Source organism: Streptomyces sp. Root1304 (assembly GCF_001426405.1).
Classification (GTDB): domain Bacteria; phylum Actinomycetota; class Actinomycetes; order Streptomycetales; family Streptomycetaceae; genus Streptomyces.
The window spans coordinates 145,891-164,430 of record NZ_LMEP01000006.1 but is presented as its reverse complement, the minus strand read 5'-3'; the positions used below and the strand labels follow the sequence as shown (position 1 = coordinate 164,430).

The following is an 18,540-nucleotide window of genomic DNA, read 5'->3' as shown; positions in this document are numbered from 1 at the left end:
CCTCGGTCTCAGGGGCGGGCGCAGGGTCCGCTCTGTGCGCAGCGCCAACCCCAGGCTGCGTTGCGAGGTCGGAGACGTCGGGCAGATGCCGGTTCACCTCGTCGACCAGACGTGGTCGGCGTGACACGACCGACATCGGACGTTGCGAGGTCACTTCAGCGACCACTCTCCGTGAAGACTGACGGATGCTCAGATGTTTCTGACGTACCGTCAACCATTCAAGATCATCTTGCACGTGCGTTGCACAAGGTGCTGAAAAACAACAGTGATCAGTGGAGGACTGTGAAGGCAGATATTCGCAGGTCAGCTCGCATGTTGAGGTGTCGTGCCCCTTGCTCCTAAGGGGCACGACACCTCGTCGGTCAGATGTCCCGGAAGATCTCGATCTGCGCCCCGATCGAGTTCAGACGCTCCGCCAGGTCCTCGTAGCCCCGGTTGATGACGTACACGTTCCGCAGGACCGACGTGCCCTCCGCCGCCATCATCGCGAGGAGGACGACCACCGCCGGGCGCAGGGCCGGGGGGCACATCATCTCGGCGGCGCGCCAGCGGGTGGGGCCCTCGACCAGGACGCGGTGGGGGTCCAGGAGCTGGAGGCGGCCGCCGAGGCGGTTGAGGTCGGTGAGGTAGATCGCGCGGTTGTCGTAGACCCAGTCGTGGATGAGGGTCTTGCCCTGGGCCGTGGCCGCGATGGCCGCGAAGAAGGGGACGTTGTCGATGTTCAGGCCGGGGAACGGCATCGGGTGGATCTTGTCGATCGGCGCCTCCAGCTTGGAGGGGCGGACCGTCAGGTCGACCAGGCGGGTGCGGCCGTTGTCCGCCGCGTACTCCGCCGAGCGGTCGTGGTCGAGGCCCATCTCCTCCAGGACCGCGAGCTCGATCTCCATGAACTCGATCGGGACCCGGCGGATCGTCAGTTCCGACTCCGTCACCACCGCGGCCGCGACCAGGCTCATGGCCTCGACCGGGTCCTCGGAGGGGGAGTAGTCGACGTCCACGTCGATCTGGGGGACGCCGTGCACGGTCAGGGTCGTGGTGCCGATGCCGTCGACCCGGACGCCGAGCGCCTCCAGGAAGAAGCACAGGTCCTGGACCATGTAGTTGGAGGAGGCGTTGCGGATGACGGTCACGCCGTCGTGGCGGGCGGCCGCCAGGAGGGCGTTCTCGGTGACCGTGTCGCCGCGCTCGGTCAGCACGATCGGGCGGTCGGGGGAGGCCGAGCGCTCGACCTCGGCGTGGTAGATGCCCTCGGTGGCGGTGACTTCCAGGCCGAAGCGGCGCAGCGCGATCATGTGCGGCTCGATCGTGCGCGTACCGAGGTCGCAGCCTCCGGCGTACGGCAGCTTGAAGCGGTCCATGCGGTGCAGCAGCGGGCCGAGGAACATGATGATCGAGCGGGTGCGGATCGCGGCCTCGGCGTCGATGGACTCCATGTCCAGCTCGGCGGGCGGCACGATCTCCAGGTCGACGCCGTCGTTGATCCAGCGGGTGCGGACGCCGATGGAGCCCAGGACCTCCAGGAGGCGGAAGACCTCCTCGATGCGGGCGACCCGGCGCAGGACGGTGCGGCCCTTGTTGAGGAGGGAGGCACAGAGCAGCGCGACGCAGGCGTTCTTGCTGGTCTTGACGTCGATCGCGCCGGAGAGCCGGCGGCGGCCGACGACCCTGAGGTGCATGGGGCCCGCGTAGCCCAGCGACACGATCTCGCTGTCGAGGGCCTCGCCGATCCGGGCGATCATCTCAAGGGTGATGTTCTGGTTGCCGCGCTCGATCCGGTTGACGGCGCTCTGGCTCGTGGCCAGTGCCTCGGCGAGCTGCGTCTGTGTCCAGCCCCGGTGCTGACGGGCGTCACGGATGAGCTTGCCGATGCGTACGAGGTAGTCGTCTGCCATGGCGTCACGTTATCTCAGATATGAGATGAGGCTCGCCGTTGGGGTGGGCCGTCAGGGTGAGAGGTCGTGCGCGGTGGGGTGATGCGGTTCGTACAGGGGGAGTTCGGTGCCGCTCGGCAGCCGTACGGCCGCGAGCAGGCCCCAGCGCTGCTCGGTGATGGCGCGTGAGATCTCGGCGCCCCGGTCCTCCAGCTCCGTCAGGGTCCGGGTGAGGTCCTCGCACATGAGGTAGACCTCGTGCCGGGGTTCGTCCGTCGTGGGATGGACGGCGATCTCGGCGGGCGGCAGCCGGAAGACGAGCCAGCCGCCCCCGGCGTCCACGTGCTCGAATCCGAAGACGTCCCTGAGGAACGCGCGGTCGGCCTCCGCGTCCCGGGTGTAGAGGATCACATGCGCGCCACTGAACATGCTCCGATCGTCGGCGGACCCCGGGGCCCCGGCAACGCGTCGGCGGCCGTACGGGTGCCTCGCCGGCGCCGGGCGGATTCCCCCGCGGCTGTGACCTGGGGCGACCAGAACGGTCGAGACACCTGGGTGGCCGAAGAAACTCAGTTGATCCGGACCCCGGCGTCTGAATACTGGCTGTCGTCTCAGTTGATCTGGACTGCTTCCGTCGTTTCGAACTGGACCAGTGGAAGGGCCTGCGAGATTGACCATGCACGATGACCAAGTGGACGTGACCACCGACATCGTTGCGACCTTGCTCCAGGAACAGTTCCCTCAGTGGAGCGGCAAGGCGATCCGACTCCTGTCGTCGACCGGGACGGTCCACGCCGTCTTCCGCATCGGGGACGACCTCTCCGCGCGATTCCCGCTGCGTCTGACCGATGCCGCGGAGGCGCTGGCGGTTCTGGAACGGGAAGCCCGGGCGAGCGCGGAGCTGGCACAGGTGTCTCGGTTCCCCGTTCCGGAACCCGTCGCCCTGGGAAAGCCTGGAGCGGGTTACCCCATGCCGTGGTCGGTCCAGACGTGGCTGCCGGGAACGGTCGCCTTTGATGCCGACCCGAGTGGGTCGGACGCTTTCGCCGAGGACCTTGCGGCCTTCATCGCGGCCCTGCGGGGAGCCGAGACGCGGGGTCGGCTTTTCGGCGGTGACAATCGCGGCGGCGTTCTCGCTCACCACGATGCCTGGATGGAGAAGTGCTTCGAGGAGAGTGAGGGGCTGCTCGACGTGCCCCGGCTGCGCCGATCGTGGAGCCGCTTCCGGGAGCTGCCGCGCACGAGTCCCGACGTGATGAGCCACGGCGACCTGATTCCCGGCAATGTGCTCGTCGCGGGAGACCGGCTCGGCGGCGTCCTCGACACCGGCGGATTCGGCCCGGCTGACCCCGCGCTGGATCTGGTCAGCGCCTGGCACCTGTTGCAGGCGGGCCCCCGGGAAGTGCTCCGGCGGACACTGGCCTGTGACGATCTGGAGTGGGAGCGCGGCAAGGCATGGGCGTTCGAACAGGCGATGGGGCTCGTCTGGTACTACGCCGAGAGCAATCCGACGATGAGTCGAATGGGGCGCCGGACGCTCGACCGCATTCTGGAGTCGACGAAGTGACGTCGCCCCGGTCGTAGGCCGTGACGGAGACGACCGCCCCAACGGGTACGGCCACCCGGCACCGCCACACCCGCGGCTCGGGGGATCCGGGCATGACCAGGCGGCGGGGATGCACTAGAGTTATCTCGACATCGAGATAACTGCTTACGGCGCACCATGGCCGCCCACCCGGTAAGGCTTGCCTAACTAAGTCTTACCTTAGCGGATCGGCGAGGAGTCGTGGCGGCAGCATGGCGGTAATACGCGCACATTGATGAAGGAGACTGTCGTGTCGGCGAACAGCTTCGACGCCCGCAGCACGCTGCGCGTGGGCGACGAGTCGTACGAGATCTTCAAGCTGGACAAGGTCGAGGGCTCCGCGCGCCTCCCTTACAGCCTGAAGGTCCTCCTGGAGAACCTGCTCCGCACCGAGGACGGCGCGAACATCACCGCCGACCACATCCGGGCCCTCGGCAACTGGGACTCGCAGGCCCAGCCGAGCCAGGAGATCCAGTTCACGCCGGCCCGCGTGATCATGCAGGACTTCACCGGCGTCCCCTGTGTCGTCGACCTCGCCACCATGCGTGAGGCCGTCGCGGCGCTCGGCGGCGACCCGGCGAAGATCAACCCGCTCTCCCCGGCCGAGATGGTCATCGACCACTCCGTCATCGCCGACAAGTTCGGCACGAACTCCGCCTTCGCGGAGAACGTCGAGCTGGAGTACGGCCGCAACAAGGAGCGCTACCAGTTCCTGCGCTGGGGCCAGACGGCCTTCGACGACTTCAAGGTCGTCCCGCCGGGCACCGGCATCGTCCACCAGGTGAACATCGAGCACCTGGCTCGTACGGTCATGGTCCGGGGCGGCCAGGCGTACCCCGACACCCTCGTCGGCACCGACTCGCACACCACCATGGTCAACGGCCTGGGCGTGCTGGGCTGGGGCGTCGGTGGCATCGAGGCCGAGGCCGCGATGCTCGGCCAGCCGGTCTCCATGCTGATCCCGCGCGTCGTCGGCTTCAAGCTGACCGGCGAGCTCCCGGCCGGCACCACCGCCACCGACCTGGTCCTCACGATCACCGAGATGCTGCGCAAGCACGGCGTCGTCGGCAAGTTCGTCGAGTTCTACGGTGAGGGCGTCGCCGCCACCTCGCTCGCGAACCGCGCCACCATCGGCAACATGTCGCCGGAGTTCGGCTCCACCGCCGCGGTCTTCCCGATCGACGGCGAGACGCTGAACTACCTCAAGCTGACCGGCCGCTCCGCGCAGCAGGTCGCGCTCGTCGAGGCGTACGCCAAGGAGCAGGGCCTCTGGCTCGACCCGGCCGCCGAGCCCGACTTCTCCGAGAAGCTGGAGCTCGACCTCTCCACGGTCGTTCCCTCCATCGCCGGCCCGAAGCGCCCGCAGGACCGCATCGTCCTCGCGAACGCCGCCGCGCAGTTCGCCCAGGACGTGCGCAACTACGTCGACGAGGTCGACGAGGCGGGCAAGGAGTCCTTCCCGGCCTCCGACGCCCCGGCGAACCACCCGAACGGCGCCCCGTCGAAGCCGGTCCAGGTGACCGCCCCCGACGGCTCGACGTACGAGATCGACCACGGCGCCGTCACCGTCGCCGCGATCACCTCCTGCACCAACACCTCGAACCCCTACGTGATGGTCGCCGCCGCGCTCGTCGCGAAGAAGGCCACCGAGAAGGGCCTGACCCGCAAGCCGTGGGTCAAGACCACCCTCGCCCCGGGCTCGAAGGTCGTCACCGACTACTTCGACAAGGCGGGTCTCACCCCGTACCTCGACAAGGTCGGCTTCAACCTCGTCGGTTACGGCTGCACCACCTGCATCGGCAACTCCGGCCCGCTGCCGGAGGAGGTCTCCAAGGCCGTCAACGAGCACGACCTCGCCGTGACCTCGGTGCTCTCGGGCAACCGCAACTTCGAGGGTCGCATCAACCCCGACGTCAAGATGAACTACCTGGCCTCCCCGCCGCTGGTCGTCGCGTACGCCCTCGCGGGCTCCATGAAGGTGGACATCACCAAGGACGCCCTCGGCGTCGACCAGGACGGCAAGCCCGTCTACCTGGCCGACATCTGGCCGTCGGAGGCCGAGGTCAACGACGTCGTCGCCAACGCCATCGGCGAGGACATGTTCAACAAGTCCTACCAGGACGTCTTCGCGGGCGACGCCCAGTGGCAGGCGCTCTCGATCCCGACCGGCAACACCTTCGAGTGGGACGCCGAGTCCACCTACGTGCGGAAGCCCCCGTACTTCGAGGGCATGACGATGGAGACCACCCCGGTCTCCGACATCACCGGCGCCCGCGTGCTGGCGAAGCTGGGCGACTCGGTCACCACCGACCACATCTCCCCGGCCGGTGCCATCAAGGCCGACACCCCGGCTGGCAAGTACCTCACCGAGCACGGTGTGGAGCGTCGTGACTTCAACTCCTACGGCTCGCGCCGAGGCAACCACGAGGTCATGATCCGCGGCACCTTCGCCAACATCCGCCTGCGCAACCAGATCGCGCCGGGCACCGAGGGCGGCTTCACCCGCGACTTCACCCAGGCGGACGCGCCGGTGTCGTTCATCTACGACGCCTCGCAGAACTACCAGGCCGCCGGCACCCCGCTGGTCATCCTGGGCGGCAAGGAGTACGGCTCCGGCTCGTCCCGCGACTGGGCCGCCAAGGGCACCGCGCTCCTCGGCGTCAAGGCCGTCATCACCGAGTCGTACGAGCGCATCCACCGCTCGAACCTCATCGGCATGGGCGTCCTGCCGCTCCAGTTCCCGGCCGGCCAGTCGGCCGACTCGCTCGGTCTGACCGGCGAGGAGACCTTCTCCATCGCGGGCGTCACGGAGCTGAACGAGGGCACCACGCCGAGCACGGTCAAGGTCACCACCGACACCGGTGTCGAGTTCGACGCGGTCGTCCGCATCGACACCCCCGGTGAGGCGGACTACTACCGCAACGGCGGCATCATGCAGTACGTGCTCCGCAACCTGATCCGCGGCTGACACGCTCTGATCCGGTCGTACGAAACGGGCCCCGCTCCTCGGAAGAGGAGCGGGGCCCGCTCGTGTGTCACCGGCCGGAGGGCCGGGCGGCACGACTAGAACATGGCGCGGAAGCCGTTCCAGCCGCCCGAGCCGACCTTCACGCGGCCGAAGAAGGGCGAGGAGGCGTTGCCCGTGCCCTTGAACAGCCACAGCGCGCCGGCGCTGTCACGGGCCAGCAGGTCCGCGTTGCCGTCGAAGTTGACGTCACCGACGGAGAGCAGGCTGTTGTAGATCTGGAAGCCGGCGCCGATCTTGGCGCGGCCGCCGAACGGGATCTTGTAGTTGCCCGTGCCCTTGAAGAGGTACAGGTTGCCCGCGTTGTCACGCGTGATGAGGTCGGCCTTGCCGTCCCCCGTCATGTCGCCCTTGCCGGTCATCTGGTTGTAGATCTGCCAGCCGCCACCGATGCGGGTGCGGGGCGCCAGGTTGCCGTTGCCGTAACCCAGGTACAGGTACAGCACGCCGGCGCTGTCGCGGGCGATCAGGTCGTCCGCGGCCGCGCCGCCGTTGTTGCCGGCGGAGAAGACGCGGTTGTACACGCCCCAGCCGCCGCCGATGTCACGCGGGGTGCTGCTGAACTTCATGTACGCGAGACGGTTGTTCTCGACGTACCAGAGGCCGTCGGAGCGGCCGTCCGAGTTCTGGTCCGCCTGGGTGATGAACTTGCTGTACTGCCAGCCGGAGCCGCTCGACACGGCGGCCTTGAAGCCGCCGTTGCCGTCGAGGTCGTAGCGGTACAGGTTGCCGTAGTTGGTGGCGCCGTACAGCGAGTTGGCGGGCGTCGCGACCGTTGCGGTCGTCGCGGCGAACGCGCCGGCGCGCGGCGCCGACTCGGTGGTGGCGGACTGTGCGGAACGCTGCGGCGCGTCGGCCGCCACCGCGGCCGTGGTGGTGCCCACGAGGGCAGCGGTTATCGCAGCGACGGTGACGCGGGACAGGATGCCCGTGCGCTTCAGGCCAGAAGACTTGGCCACGTAGTACTCCAGATCCGAGTGGAATGAGGCAGGTCCCACCGCGCGTCCGTCACGAGGGAGGGAAGCGGTGGGACCCCTATGATCCCGGATCGTCCTTACACAACCTTCACCGGGCGGGGGGTCTGTGACACAACTGTTTCGATCCCGGCTGGATGCCCGCTTTGCCTCGTTCGTGTTCTCGTGCGGGTGAAAGTGCCGTGTCGCGCCTCCAGTACGGGTAGTTCCGAGGTGCTGTCAAGGGTGTTGCGAAGCCAATGCTTGGACGAAACGCCGCAGATCGCGCCTGCTTATCCCGGAGGTCTCAACTCGGGAAAGATGGCCGCCGAAACCTGCTTACGATCTTGCTCCGGTGAAGGGAAGTGGACTATACCTGTCGGCGTCCAGCCAGTCGTTTCCATCACACGACGGCCCGACGCCTGCACGACCCGGCTGCAAATGACCGCGGTGGCGGGGCCCTTCGCCTGTGGCGAGAGTACGGGCGACCGGTACACCGCCTGAGTCCTGAATGAAGGCGAGGACTTGAGCATGGGATCCACCTCCGCACACACCAATGAGGGCCTTGGCCGTCGCGATCTGATCAAGCGTTCTGCCGCTATCGGTCTGATCTCCGTACCGACGATGGGCTTCCTCTCCGCCTGTGCGAGCAGTGACAGCGGTGGCAACGGAAAGGTCGAGAAGGGCACGAAGTCCGATAAGAACCCGCTCGGGGTGAACGAGTCGGCTCCGCTCGATTTCGTCCTCTTCGACGGCGGATTCGGACAGCAGTACGCCAAGGACGCGGTCAAGGTCTACGAGACCAATTACCCCAAGGCGAAGGTCAAGTTCACCCCGACCCAGAAGATCACCACCACGCTCCAGCCCCGCTTCAACGGCGGCAACCCGCCGGACCTCATCGACAACTCGGGCGCCGAGCAGATGGACATGGGTGTCCTCGTCGGCCAGAAGCAGCTCGCGGACCTCACCCCGCTCCTCGACGCGCCGTCCCTCGACGACCCGTCCAAGAAGGTCCGTGACACCCTGCGGCCCGGCATCGTCGAGATGGGCCAGTTCGACGGCGAGCAGTGCTGGATCCTCAACTACGCCTACACCGTCTACGGCGTCTGGTACTCGCAGAAGCTCCTCGACTCGCTCGACGCGAAGTACCCGGAGACCTGGGACGAGATGCTGGCCGTCTGCGAGAAGGCCAAGAAGAAGGGCATCGCCGGCTGGACGTACGCGGGCAAGCACCCGTATTACGTCCCCTTCTCGCTCTACCCGATGATCGGCAAGGTCGGCGGGCGCGAGGTCCTGGACGCCATCGACAACCTGGAGCCGAAGGCCTGGGAGCACCCGGCGGTCAAGGCCTGCTTCGAGGCGTACTACGAGCTCGTCCAGAAGGGCTACATCCTCAAGGGCACGCCCGGCCTCGACCACATCCAGTCGCAGACCGCCTGGACCGAGGGCAAGGCGCTGTTCATCCCGAACGGCTCCTGGGTCGAGAACGAGGCCGCGAAGACCATGCCGGCCGACTTCGGCCTGTCGGTCAACGCCCCGACCGGCATCGACGCCTCGGACAAGATGCCGTTCGGCACCATCTGGGCGGCCGGCGGCGAGCCCTTCATCGTCCCCGCGAAGGCGGCCAACGCCGAGGGCGGCATGGAGCAGCTGCGCATCATGCTCAGCGAGGCCTCCTCCAAGAACTTCACGCAGTCCGTGAAGTCGCTGACCGCCCTCAACGGCGGCACCGACGGCATCGAGCTGTCCCCGGGCCTCAAGTCCGGTGTGGCGGCCCTGGCGAAGGCCGGCCAGAACGTCGTCAACCCGCGCCTGCAGGACTGGTACGTCGCCCTCCAGAAGGAGAAGATCGGCGTCGCGGGCATCGGCGAGATGATGGCCGGCCGTGCGACCCCGGCCGAGACGATCAAGAAGATCCAGAAGTACGCCGACGAGGCGGCCAAGGACTCCTCGATCAAGCACTACAAGCACTAGTGGAACAGTGCCGGGGCCCCTTCCCGCCGACCGGGAGCGGGCCCCGGCCACTTCGCGCGCGGCAGCAGCGGCGCGCCTGGCGTGGGAAAGATCGGGGTCGGTAGGAATGCAACACGGCAAGTACCGTTTCATCGTGGGGTTCCTGGCGGCCCCCCTCGCGCTCTACGCGCTCTTCGTCATCTGGCCGTTCATCCAGTCGATCTACTACTCGTTCACGGACTGGACCGGACTGAGTCCCGAATTCGGGATGGTCGGATTCGACAACTACAGCCGGATGCTGGACGACGAGATCTTCTGGAAGTCGTTCCAGCACAGTCTGATCCTCGCGCTGGTGCTGCCGCTGGTGACCGTCGGCCTCGCGCTCTTCTTCGCCTTCATGCTGAATGTCGGCGGTCGGCGCCGGAGGGGCGCCGCCATCGCGGGTGTGCGCGGATCGTCTTTCTACAAGATCGTCTATTTCTTCCCGCAGGTGCTGTCGATCGCGATCGTGGCGCTGCTCTTCCAGTTCGCGTACAACCCCAATAGCGGAGCCATCAATTCCGTTTTGAAGGGTGTCGGTCTCGGCAGCATCCAGCCCGACTGGCTCGGCGATCCGGACCTCGCCCTCATCTGCGTGATGGTGGTTCTCGTCTGGTCCACCGTCGGATTCTTCGTCGTCCTCTTCTCGGCCGGCATGGCATCCATTCCGCGGGACTTCTACGAGGCGGCCCTGCTCGACGGCGCCAGCCGGTTCACCACGTTCTTCAAGATCACGCTGCCGCTGCTCTGGGACACCGTGCAGTCCGGCTGGATCTACATGGGCATCCTCGCGCTCGGCGCGGAATCCTTCGCCGTGGTCCAGATCATGACCGTCGGCCCCTCCGGCGGCGGGCCCGACTACTCCACCATCGTCCTTCCGCTGTACGTCTACCAGAAGGCGTTCCGGGACGGTCAGGCCGCCTACGCAACGACCATCGGTGTCGCGCTCCTCGTCCTCACCCTGGCCTTCGCGGCCGTCGTGACGAAGCTGGGCCGGCGCGAGCGGCTGGAGTTCTGATGAAGACGACCGACACTGCCACCACCGGCGTCGAGACCCCCGGCGGGCCCGGCGGCCCCGGGCCCGCGGTCACCAAGACCACGGCGCCCGCGCCCCGCAAGGAGTCCAAGAGCGAGGGCGCGACCCTCAACGTCTTCTCGCACGGCGTCCTGATCATCTGGGCGATCATGGTCGTCACACCGCTGCTCTGGGCGGTCATGACCTCCTTCAAGACCGACAAGGCGATCTTCACCTCGCCGTGGTCGCTGCCCGACAAGCTGCACTTCGAGAACTGGTCGCGCGCCTGGACCGAAGCGCACATGAGCGACTACTTCCTGAACACGATCCTGGTGGTCGGCGGCTCGCTCATCGGCACCCTGCTCCTCGGCTCGATGGCGGCCTACGTGCTGGCCCGCTTCGACTTCCCGGGCAGCCGCTTCATCTACTTCCTCTTCATCGGCGGGATGAGCTTCCCGATCATCCTGGCGCTCGTGCCGCTGTTCTACGTCATGCAGAACATGGCCCTGCTCAACACGCTGCACGGCCTGATCCTGGTCTACATCGCGTACTCGCTGCCGTTCACCGTCTTCTTCCTCACGGCCTTCTTCCGCACCCTGCCGACCTCGGTCGCGGAAGCGGCCTTCGTGGACGGCGCCTCGCACACCCGGACCTTCTTCCAGGTGATGCTGCCGATGGCCAAGCCGGGCCTCATCAGCGTCGGCATCTTCAACTTCCTCGGGCAGTGGAACCAGTACCTGCTGCCGACCGTGCTCAACACCGAGCCGGAGAAGAAGGTGCTCTCGCAGGGCCTGGTGCAGCTCGCCGTCAGCCAGGGTTACAAGGGCGACTGGTCGGGTCTCTTCGCCGGCCTCGTGATGGCGATGCTCCCGGTGCTCGCCGCCTACATCATCTTCCAGCGGCAGGTGGTGGCCGGTCTGACCGCCGGCGCCGTGAAGTGACCCCAGGGCCTCCGCAGGCCCCTCCCGCAGAGCCCGAAGGGCCCCCGGCGCACCGCGCGCCGGGGGCCCTTCGGCGCTCCGTCACACCGTGTGACGCGTACCGTCCGCCACTCAAGGTCTTGACGGGGAGCAAGCCGAAAGCGTCCCCTTAGAGTTCACATGTTGGAGAAAACGGTGGGAGTGAGTGAGTCGATGGAGACTCCGGGGTCGCAGACGTCGCTGCACAGGGCCAATCTCGAACGGGTCGTCCGGGCGGTGCGCATGGCCGGATCGCTCACCCAGGCGGAGATCGCCCGGTCGACGGGCCTGTCCGCCGCCACGGTCTCCAACATCGTCCGGGAGCTGAAGGACGGCGGCACCGTCGACGTCACGCCCACCTCGGCGGGCGGCCGGCGGGCGCGCAGCGTCTCGCTCTCGGGCGACGCGGGCATCGTGATCGGCGTGGACTTCGGCCATACGCACCTCCGGGTCGCGGTCGGCAACCTGGCCCACCAGGTGCTCGCCGAGGAGGCGGAGCCGCTGGACGTGGACGCCTCCGCCGCCGAGGGCTTCGACCGGGCGGAACAGCTGGTCAACCGGCTGATCGAGACCACCGGCATCGGCCGGGACAAGGTGATCGGCGTCGGGCTCGGCGTACCGGGACCGATCGACGTCTCCTCCGGCACCCTCGGGTCGACCTCGATCCTGCCGGGCTGGAGCGGCATCAACCCCGCAGAGGAGCTGTCCGGCCGGCTCGGCGTCCCCGTGCACGTCGACAACGACGCCAACCTCGGCGCGCTCGGCGAGCTGGTCTGGGGGAGCGGGCGGGGCGTCAAGGACCTGGCGTACATCAAGGTGGCCAGCGGCGTCGGCGCCGGGCTCGTCATCGACGGGCGGGTCTACCGGGGGCCCGGCGGCACCGCGGGCGAGATCGGGCACATCACGCTCGACGAGTCGGGCCCGGTCTGCCGCTGCGGCAACCGGGGCTGCCTGGAGACCTTCACCGCGGCCCGGTACGTGCTGCCGCTCCTCCAGCCGGGCCACGGCCCGGATCTGACCATGGAGAAGGTCGTCCGGCTGGCCCGGGAGGGCGACCCCGGCTGCCGCCGGGTGATCGCCGACGTCGGGCGGCACATCGGCAGCGGCATCGCCAACCTGTGCAACCTCCTGAACCCGAGCCGGGTGGTGCTCGGCGGCGACCTCGCGGAGGCCGGGGAGCTGGTCCTGACGCCCATCAGGGACTCCGTCTCGCGGTACGCGATCCCCAGCGCCGCCCGGCAGCTGTCGCTGGTCCAGGGGGCCTTGGGCGGCCGCGCCGAGGTGCTCGGCGCGCTGGCCCTCGTGCTGAGCGAGATGGGCGATTCGACCCTTTTGGAGAGTGCGCTGCCGACGGCGGGCCCGGCCTCGCGTCTTGCCTTCACTTAGATAACGAACACCACCGTTGTCATCTCGTTAAGAATTTACTTCTTGACGTCAACGTTGCGGCCGAGTTGACTTCGTGCCACCTCGGCCGCAACGTCGCGGCCTCGTCAGGGAGGCAAACCCACATGAACGCAGTGACGCGTCGTGCCGTCATAGCAACGGCCGCGGTCTCGATGGCCCTCTCGCTCGCAGCCTGCGGCAAGGCCGGCGGCGACGACAGCGCGGACAAGGGCAGCTCGACCAAGATCGGCCTGCTCCTTCCGGAGAACAAGACCTCGCGCTACGAGGCCCTGGACAAGCCCCAGTTCGAGAAGGCCGTCAAGGCCGCGTGCGGCGACTGCGAGGTCGTGTACAACAACGCGGTCTCCGACGTCGTCAAGCAGAAGCAGCAGTTCGACCAGCTGATCGCCGACGGCATCAAGGTCATCGCCCTCGACCCGGTCGACGCCACCAAGGCCGAGGGCTGGATCAAGGACGCCAAGGCCAAGGGCGTCAAGATCGTCGCGTACGACCGTGCCGTCAAGGGCGCCGACGCCTACGTCAGCCACGACAACAACAAGGTCGGCGAGCTCCAGGGCCAGGCGCTCCTCGCCGCCCTCGGCACCAAGGCCGCCACCGCCAACGTCGTGATGATCAACGGCGACGAGAAGGACCCGAACGCCGGTCTGTTCAAGAAGGGCGCCCACACCGCGCTCGACGGCAAGGTCGGCAAGATCGCCTACGAGGCCTCCGGCGAGTGGGACCCGAAGATCGCCGGCGAGAAGATGTCCGCCGCGATCTCCTCGGTCGGCAAGGACAAGATCAACGCCGTCTACTCCGCCAACGACGGTATGGCGGGCGGTGTCATCACCTCCCTCGAGAACGCCGGCATCAAGAACATCCCGGTGGGCGGCCAGGACGCCGAGGTCGCGGGCATCCAGCGGATCATCGCGGGCACCCAGACCTTCACCATCTACAAGTCGCCGCTCCAGCTGGCCCCCGAGGCCGCCAAGTTCGCGGTGAACCTGCTCCAGGGCAAGGACCTGGGCGCCCAGGGCGCGACCGACGGCGTGCCGTCGACGCTCTTCGCCCCGGTGGTGGTCGACAAGACCAACATCCAGTCCACGGTCGTCCAGGACGGCATCTACAAGGCCGCCGACCTCTGCACCTCGGACCTCGCCGCCAAGTGCACCGCGCTGGGCATCAAGTAGGCCGGGTCACCCCCCTGCCGGGCCCCGCGAGGGCCCGGCGCCACGGATCCGCGCGTGAGCGCCCCGGAAGAGGGCGCCGCCGCCCCGAGTACAGAGGGTGAAGACCCCCGGTAACAAGGCGCGCGCACGACGCCCGGATCCGCCCCAAGCCCGTCCGGCCCCCGGCCGACCCAGACCCCGCTGTCGGTCCGGGGGCCGGACGAGCCCAGCCCCCCTCGAAACTTCGGCGCCGCACCGGCGGCGCGCCATTGCCGCCGCCCGCGGGCGGCGAAGGAGTTGGTTCACGTGTCCCAGACGCCCGTGCTGGCGTTGCGTGGGATCTTCAAGCGGTTCGGAGCGGTCCAGGTCCTCTCCGGTGTCGATCTCGAAGTCCACGCAGGAGAGGTCGTCGCGCTCGTCGGCGACAACGGAGCGGGAAAGTCCACGCTGGTCAAGACGATCGCCGGCGTGCACCCGATCGACGAGGGCGTCATCGAGTGGGAGGGCGAGCGCGTCGAGATCCAGCGGCCGCACGACTCCCAGAACCTCGGCGTCGCGACCGTCTACCAGGACCTCGCCCTCTGCGACAACCTCGACGTCGTCGCCAACCTGTTCCTCGGCCGCGAGATCAAGAAGGGCGGCGTCCTCGACGAGGTCGCCATGGAGAAGCGGGCCAAGGACCTCCTCTCCACCCTCTCCATCCGCATCCCCAGCGTCCGCATCCCCGTCGCCGCCCTCTCCGGCGGCCAGCGGCAGGTCGTCGCCATCGCGCGCGCCCTGGTCGGCGACCCCAAGATCGTGATCCTCGACGAGCCGACCGCCGCCCTCGGCGTCGAGCAGACCGCCCAGGTCCTCGACCTGGTCGAGCGGCTGCGCGAGCAGGGCCTCGGCGTCATCCTCATCAGCCACAACATGGCCGACGTGAAGGCCGTCGCCGACACCGTGGCCGTGCTGCGCCTGGGCCGTAACAACGGCACCTTCCCGGTGGCCACCACCACGCACGAAGAGATCATCGCCGCGATCACCGGTGCCACGGACAACGCCGTGACCCGCCGCCAGGCCCGCAACGCGGAGGTAGCGAAGTGAGCAAGACCCCTCCCGCCGCGAGCGACCAGGCCGCCGTGCCCGACCCCCGGACGAGCGTGGAGGCCCCGGCCGCCGCCGCGATCCCCGCCGTCGACCCCCGCCTCCTCGTCCGCGAGCAGGGCTTCAAGGGCTACGTCGAGGAGTTCAAGCGCAAGATCCGCTCCGGTGAGATCGGCTCGCTGCCCGTCGTGGTCGGTCTGATCGTCATCGGCATCGTCTTCCAGGCCCTCACCGGCAACTTCATCACCTCGTACAACCTCGACCAGATCACGCTGTACGCGGTCGGCCCCGGCATCATGGCCGTCGGCATCGTCTTCGTCCTGCTGCTCGGCGAGATCGACCTCGCCGTAGGATCCGTCGCGGGTCTGGCCGGCTCGGTCTGGGGCGTCCTCGGCACGGACATGCCGGACGGTCTCGCGATCCTCCTCGGCATCCTGTCCGGCACCCTGCTCGGCGCCTTCCACGGCCTGGTCTTCGCCAAGATCGGCGTCCCCGCCTTCGTCGTCACCCTGGCCGGCTTCCTCGGCTGGGCCGGACTGCAGACCTGGGTGATGGGCGACAAGTCCACCATCCCCACCCCGATCGGCAGCTTCGTCGGCGACCTCACGAAGTACTACTTCTCCGACGTCGCCGCCGCCTACGGCCTCGCCGTGGTCGTCGTCGCCGCCTTCTACCTCGCCCAGCTGCGCGACTCGCGCCGCCGCAGGGCCGCCGAGCTGCCGCACCGCCCGCAGAGCGAGATCATCCTGCGCACCGCCGTCCTCGCGGTCCTGGTCCTCGTCGCCGCGTACGGCTTCAACCAGGAGCAGGGCCTGCCGCTCTCCCTGGTGATCTTCCTGGTGATCCTGCTCGTCACCGACTTCGTGCTCCGCCGCACCACGTACGGCCGCCAGGTCTTCGCGGTCGGCGGCGGCATCGAGGCCGCCCGCCGCGCCGGCATCAACGTCTCCTGGATCCGGATCTCGGTCTTCATGATCTCCGGCACCATGGGCGCCATCGGCGGTCTGTTCCTCGCCTCCGCGACCGGCGGCGCCGACCGCTCCCTCGGCGGCGGCAACCAGCTGATGATGTGCATCGCGGCGGCCGTCATCGGCGGTACGTCCCTGTTCGGCGGACGCGGCAAGGTCTGGTCGGCGCTCCTCGGCATCCTGGTCATCCAGTCGATCGTCCAGGGCCTCAACCAGATGAACCTGTCCTCGAACGCGATCCAGTACATGATCACCGGAGCGGTCCTGCTCATCGCCGTGATCATCGACTCGGTCTCGCGCAAGACGCAGAAGACGGCGGGACGCGCGTAACACCCGTCACACCGGCCCGGCACCGCGAAACCGGTGCCGGGCTCCGGCGCGTCCGGGGGAGTGCACCGGCGCGTACGGAGCAGTACGCACGCGCGTACAGAGCCGTACAGATCAGCGGCTTGTAGGCCGTGAGGGTGACGCCTCACTCCCCGGCCCGATGCCCACGATCCAAGACGGAACATTAGACTCGACAAATCGGCAAGCTCGACCAGCTCAAACGCAAGGAGGCACGGGTGGCTCTGCTGACCCGTATCAGGGGACCGCGAGATCTGGACCGGCTCTCCCCGGAACAGCTGGACCAGCTGGCCGACGAGATCAGGACGTTCCTCGTGGACGCCGTCTCCAAGACCGGCGGGCACCTCGGGCCCAACCTCGGCGTGGTCGAGCTGACCATCGCCCTGCACCGCGTGTTCGACTCCCCGAAGGACAAGGTCCTCTGGGACACCGGCCACCAGAGCTACGTCCACAAGCTCCTCACCGGGCGACAGGACTTCTCGAAGCTCAAGATGAAGGGCGGCCTCTCCGGCTACCCCTCGCAGGCCGAGTCCGAGCACGACGTCATCGAGAACTCGCACGCCTCGACGGTCCTCGGCTGGGCCGACGGCCTCGCCAAGGCCAACGAGGTCCTGAAGAAGGACGACCACGTCGTCGCGGTCATCGGCGACGGCGCCCTCACCGGCGGCATGGCCTGGGAGGCGCTGAACAACATCGCCGCCGCCAAGGACCGCCCGCTCGTGATCGTCGTCAACGACAACGAGCGCTCCTACGCGCCCACCATCGGCGGCCTCGCCAACCACCTGGCCACCCTGCGCACCACCGACGGCTACGAGCGCTTCCTCGCCCGCGGCAAGGACATCCTGGAGCGCACCCCGGTCGTCGGGAAGCCGCTCTACGAGACCCTGCACGGCGCCAAGAAGGGCCTCAAGGACTTCATCGCCCCGCAGGGCATGTTCGAGGACCTCGGCCTCAAGTACGTCGGCCCCATCGACGGCCACGACATCGAGGCCCTGGAGTCCGCCCTGACGCGCGCCAAGCGCTTCGGCGGCCCCGTGATCGTCCACTGCCTCACCGAGAAGGGCCGCGGCTACCAGCCCGCCCTCCAGGACGAGGCCGACCGCTTCCACGCCGTCGGCAAGATCCACCCCGACACCGGCCTGCCCATCGCCTCCTCCGGCGCCGACTGGACCTCGGTCTTCGGCCAGGAGATGGTGGAGCTCGGCAAGGAGCGCGCGGACATCGTCGCCATCACGGCGGCCATGCTCCAGCCCGTCGGCCTCGACAAGTTCGCCAAGGCCTTCCCCGAGCGGGTCTTCGACGTCGGCATCGCCGAGCAGCACGCCGCGGTCTCCGCCGCCGGCCTCGCCACCGGCGGACTGCACCCGGTCTTCGCGGTGTACGCGACCTTCCTCAACCGCGCCTTCGACCAGGTCCTGATGGACGTGGCCCTGCACAAGTGCGGCGTCACCTTCGTCCTGGACCGGGCCGGTGTCACCGGCACCGACGGCGCCTCCCACAACGGCATGTGGGACATGTCGATCCTCCAGGTCGTCCCCGGCCTGCGGCTCGCCGCCCCGCGCGACGCCGACCAGGTCCGCGCCCAGCTCCGCGAGGCCGTCGAGGTCACCGACGCCCCCACCGTGGTCCGCTTCTCCAAGGGCGCCGTCGGCCCCGCCGTCCCCGCCCTGCGCCGCGTCGGCGGCATGGACGTGCTCCGCGAGCCCGGCTCCGACCGGCCGGACGTCCTCCTGGTCTCCGTGGGCGCCCTGGCGCCCATGTGCCTGGAGATCGCCGACCTGCTCGACCGCCAGGGCATCTCCACCACCGTCGTCGACCCCCGCTGGGTCAAGCCGGTCGACGAGGCCCTCGCCCCGCTCGCCGAGCGCCACCGGGTCGTCGTCACGGTCGAGGACAACAGCCGCGTCGGCGGTGTCGGCTCCGCCGTCGCCCAGGCGCTCCGCGACGCGGGCGTGGACGTGCCGCTGCGTGACTTCGGCATCCCGCCGCGCTTCCTCGACCACGCCTCCCGCGGCGAGGTCCTGGCCGAGATCGGCCTGACCGCCCCCGACGTCGCCCGCCAGGTCACCGGTCTGGTCTCGCGGCTCGACGGCAGGTTCGAGAACAGCGCGCAGGCCGTGGAGCCCGCCCGCGACTGACGGACCCTCGTGACCCCGCGTCACCTTTGGGCCGGTCGGCTCACTCTTCGG

13 protein-coding genes are annotated in these 18,540 nt (G+C 68.5%); 10 read left to right on the top strand and 3 right to left on the bottom strand.

Annotated features, from left to right (window positions below; all coding sequences use genetic code 11):
• Positions 1-362: 362 nt before the first annotated feature.
• Positions 363-1,892 carry a UDP-N-acetylglucosamine 1-carboxyvinyltransferase gene (locus ASD33_RS11160; RefSeq protein ID WP_056557411.1) on the bottom strand — a complete coding sequence of 510 codons (1,530 nt, stop codon included), beginning with the start codon at positions 1,890-1,892 and terminating at the stop codon, positions 363-365.
• Between the two features lie 51 nt (positions 1,893-1,943).
• Positions 1,944-2,300 carry a VOC family protein gene (locus ASD33_RS11155; RefSeq protein ID WP_056557408.1) on the bottom strand — a complete coding sequence of 119 codons (357 nt, stop codon included), beginning with the start codon at positions 2,298-2,300 and terminating at the stop codon, positions 1,944-1,946.
• Positions 2,301-2,547: 247 nt separating this feature from the next.
• On the opposite strand from ASD33_RS11155, the gene ASD33_RS11150 reads away from it, so the two are divergent.
• A complete protein-coding gene (locus ASD33_RS11150; RefSeq protein WP_056557406.1) occupies positions 2,548-3,438 on the top strand; it encodes an aminoglycoside phosphotransferase family protein in 891 nt (296 codons plus the stop codon).
• Positions 3,439-3,706: 268 nt separating this feature from the next.
• Entirely contained in the window at positions 3,707-6,424 is a 2,718-nt protein-coding gene (acnA, locus tag ASD33_RS11145; protein ID WP_056557404.1) for an aconitate hydratase AcnA, read from the top strand.
• Positions 6,425-6,519: 95 nt separating this feature from the next.
• Here the strand turns inward: acnA and ASD33_RS11140 are convergent, their stop codons facing one another.
• Positions 6,520-7,440 carry a VCBS repeat-containing protein gene (locus ASD33_RS11140; RefSeq protein ID WP_056557402.1) on the bottom strand — a complete coding sequence of 307 codons (921 nt, stop codon included), beginning with the start codon at positions 7,438-7,440 and terminating at the stop codon, positions 6,520-6,522.
• A 525-nt stretch (positions 7,441-7,965) separates the two neighbouring features.
• Here ASD33_RS11140 and ngcE point away from each other — a divergent pair.
• The 8 genes from ngcE (at position 7,966) to dxs (ending at position 18,489) form a co-directional block, all read left to right on the top strand.
• Complete coding sequence (gene ngcE, locus ASD33_RS11135; RefSeq protein WP_056557400.1) at positions 7,966-9,408, top strand: N-acetylglucosamine/diacetylchitobiose ABC transporter substrate-binding protein; 1,443 nt, start codon at positions 7,966-7,968, stop codon at positions 9,406-9,408.
• Between the two features lie 106 nt (positions 9,409-9,514).
• Positions 9,515-10,444 (top strand): sugar ABC transporter permease, encoded by a 930-nt coding sequence (locus tag ASD33_RS11130; protein WP_056557396.1) that lies wholly within the window; start codon positions 9,515-9,517, stop codon positions 10,442-10,444.
• Positions 10,444-11,382: a carbohydrate ABC transporter permease gene (locus ASD33_RS11125; RefSeq protein WP_056557394.1), complete on the top strand. Its 939-nt coding sequence runs from the start codon at positions 10,444-10,446 to the stop codon at positions 11,380-11,382. Before ASD33_RS11130 ends, ASD33_RS11125 begins: the two co-directional genes overlap by 1 nt.
• 192 nt (positions 11,383-11,574) lie before the next feature.
• Positions 11,575-12,786, top strand: a complete 1,212-nt coding sequence (locus ASD33_RS11120) for an ROK family transcriptional regulator (RefSeq protein ID WP_056557393.1) — start codon at positions 11,575-11,577, stop codon at positions 12,784-12,786.
• A 122-nt stretch (positions 12,787-12,908) separates the two neighbouring features.
• Positions 12,909-13,973: a substrate-binding domain-containing protein gene (locus ASD33_RS11115; protein WP_056557392.1), complete on the top strand. Its 1,065-nt coding sequence runs from the start codon at positions 12,909-12,911 to the stop codon at positions 13,971-13,973.
• A gap of 276 nt (positions 13,974-14,249) precedes the next feature.
• Positions 14,250-15,038, top strand: coding sequence for an ATP-binding cassette domain-containing protein (locus ASD33_RS11110; protein WP_015037000.1), 789 nt, complete (start codon positions 14,250-14,252; stop codon positions 15,036-15,038).
• Positions 15,035-16,336 carry an ABC transporter permease gene (locus tag ASD33_RS11105; protein ID WP_056557391.1) on the top strand — a complete coding sequence of 434 codons (1,302 nt, stop codon included), beginning with the start codon at positions 15,035-15,037 and terminating at the stop codon, positions 16,334-16,336. Before ASD33_RS11110 ends, ASD33_RS11105 begins: the two co-directional genes overlap by 4 nt.
• 233 nt (positions 16,337-16,569) lie before the next feature.
• Positions 16,570-18,489, top strand: a complete 1,920-nt coding sequence (dxs, locus tag ASD33_RS11100) for a 1-deoxy-D-xylulose-5-phosphate synthase (protein ID WP_056557390.1) — start codon at positions 16,570-16,572, stop codon at positions 18,487-18,489.
• Positions 18,490-18,540 lie beyond the last annotated feature (51 nt).

Bases quoted from the DNA above. Each gene is read 5' to 3' on its own strand.
- ASD33_RS11160 (WP_056557411.1), bottom strand. From the start codon at position 1,892: ATGGCAGACGACTACCTCGTACGCATCGGCAAGCTCATCCGTGACGCC.
- ASD33_RS11155 (WP_056557408.1), bottom strand. From the start codon at position 2,300: ATGTTCAGTGGCGCGCATGTGATCCTCTACACCCGGGACGCGGAGGCC.
- ASD33_RS11150 (WP_056557406.1), top strand. From the start codon at position 2,548: ATGCACGATGACCAAGTGGACGTGACCACCGACATCGTTGCGACCTTG.
- ngcE (WP_056557400.1), top strand. From the start codon at position 7,966: ATGGGATCCACCTCCGCACACACCAATGAGGGCCTTGGCCGTCGCGAT.
- ASD33_RS11130 (WP_056557396.1), top strand. From the start codon at position 9,515: ATGCAACACGGCAAGTACCGTTTCATCGTGGGGTTCCTGGCGGCCCCC.
- ASD33_RS11125 (WP_056557394.1), top strand. From the start codon at position 10,444: ATGAAGACGACCGACACTGCCACCACCGGCGTCGAGACCCCCGGCGGG.
- ASD33_RS11120 (WP_056557393.1), top strand. From the start codon at position 11,575: ATGGAGACTCCGGGGTCGCAGACGTCGCTGCACAGGGCCAATCTCGAA.
- ASD33_RS11115 (WP_056557392.1), top strand. From the start codon at position 12,909: ATGAACGCAGTGACGCGTCGTGCCGTCATAGCAACGGCCGCGGTCTCG.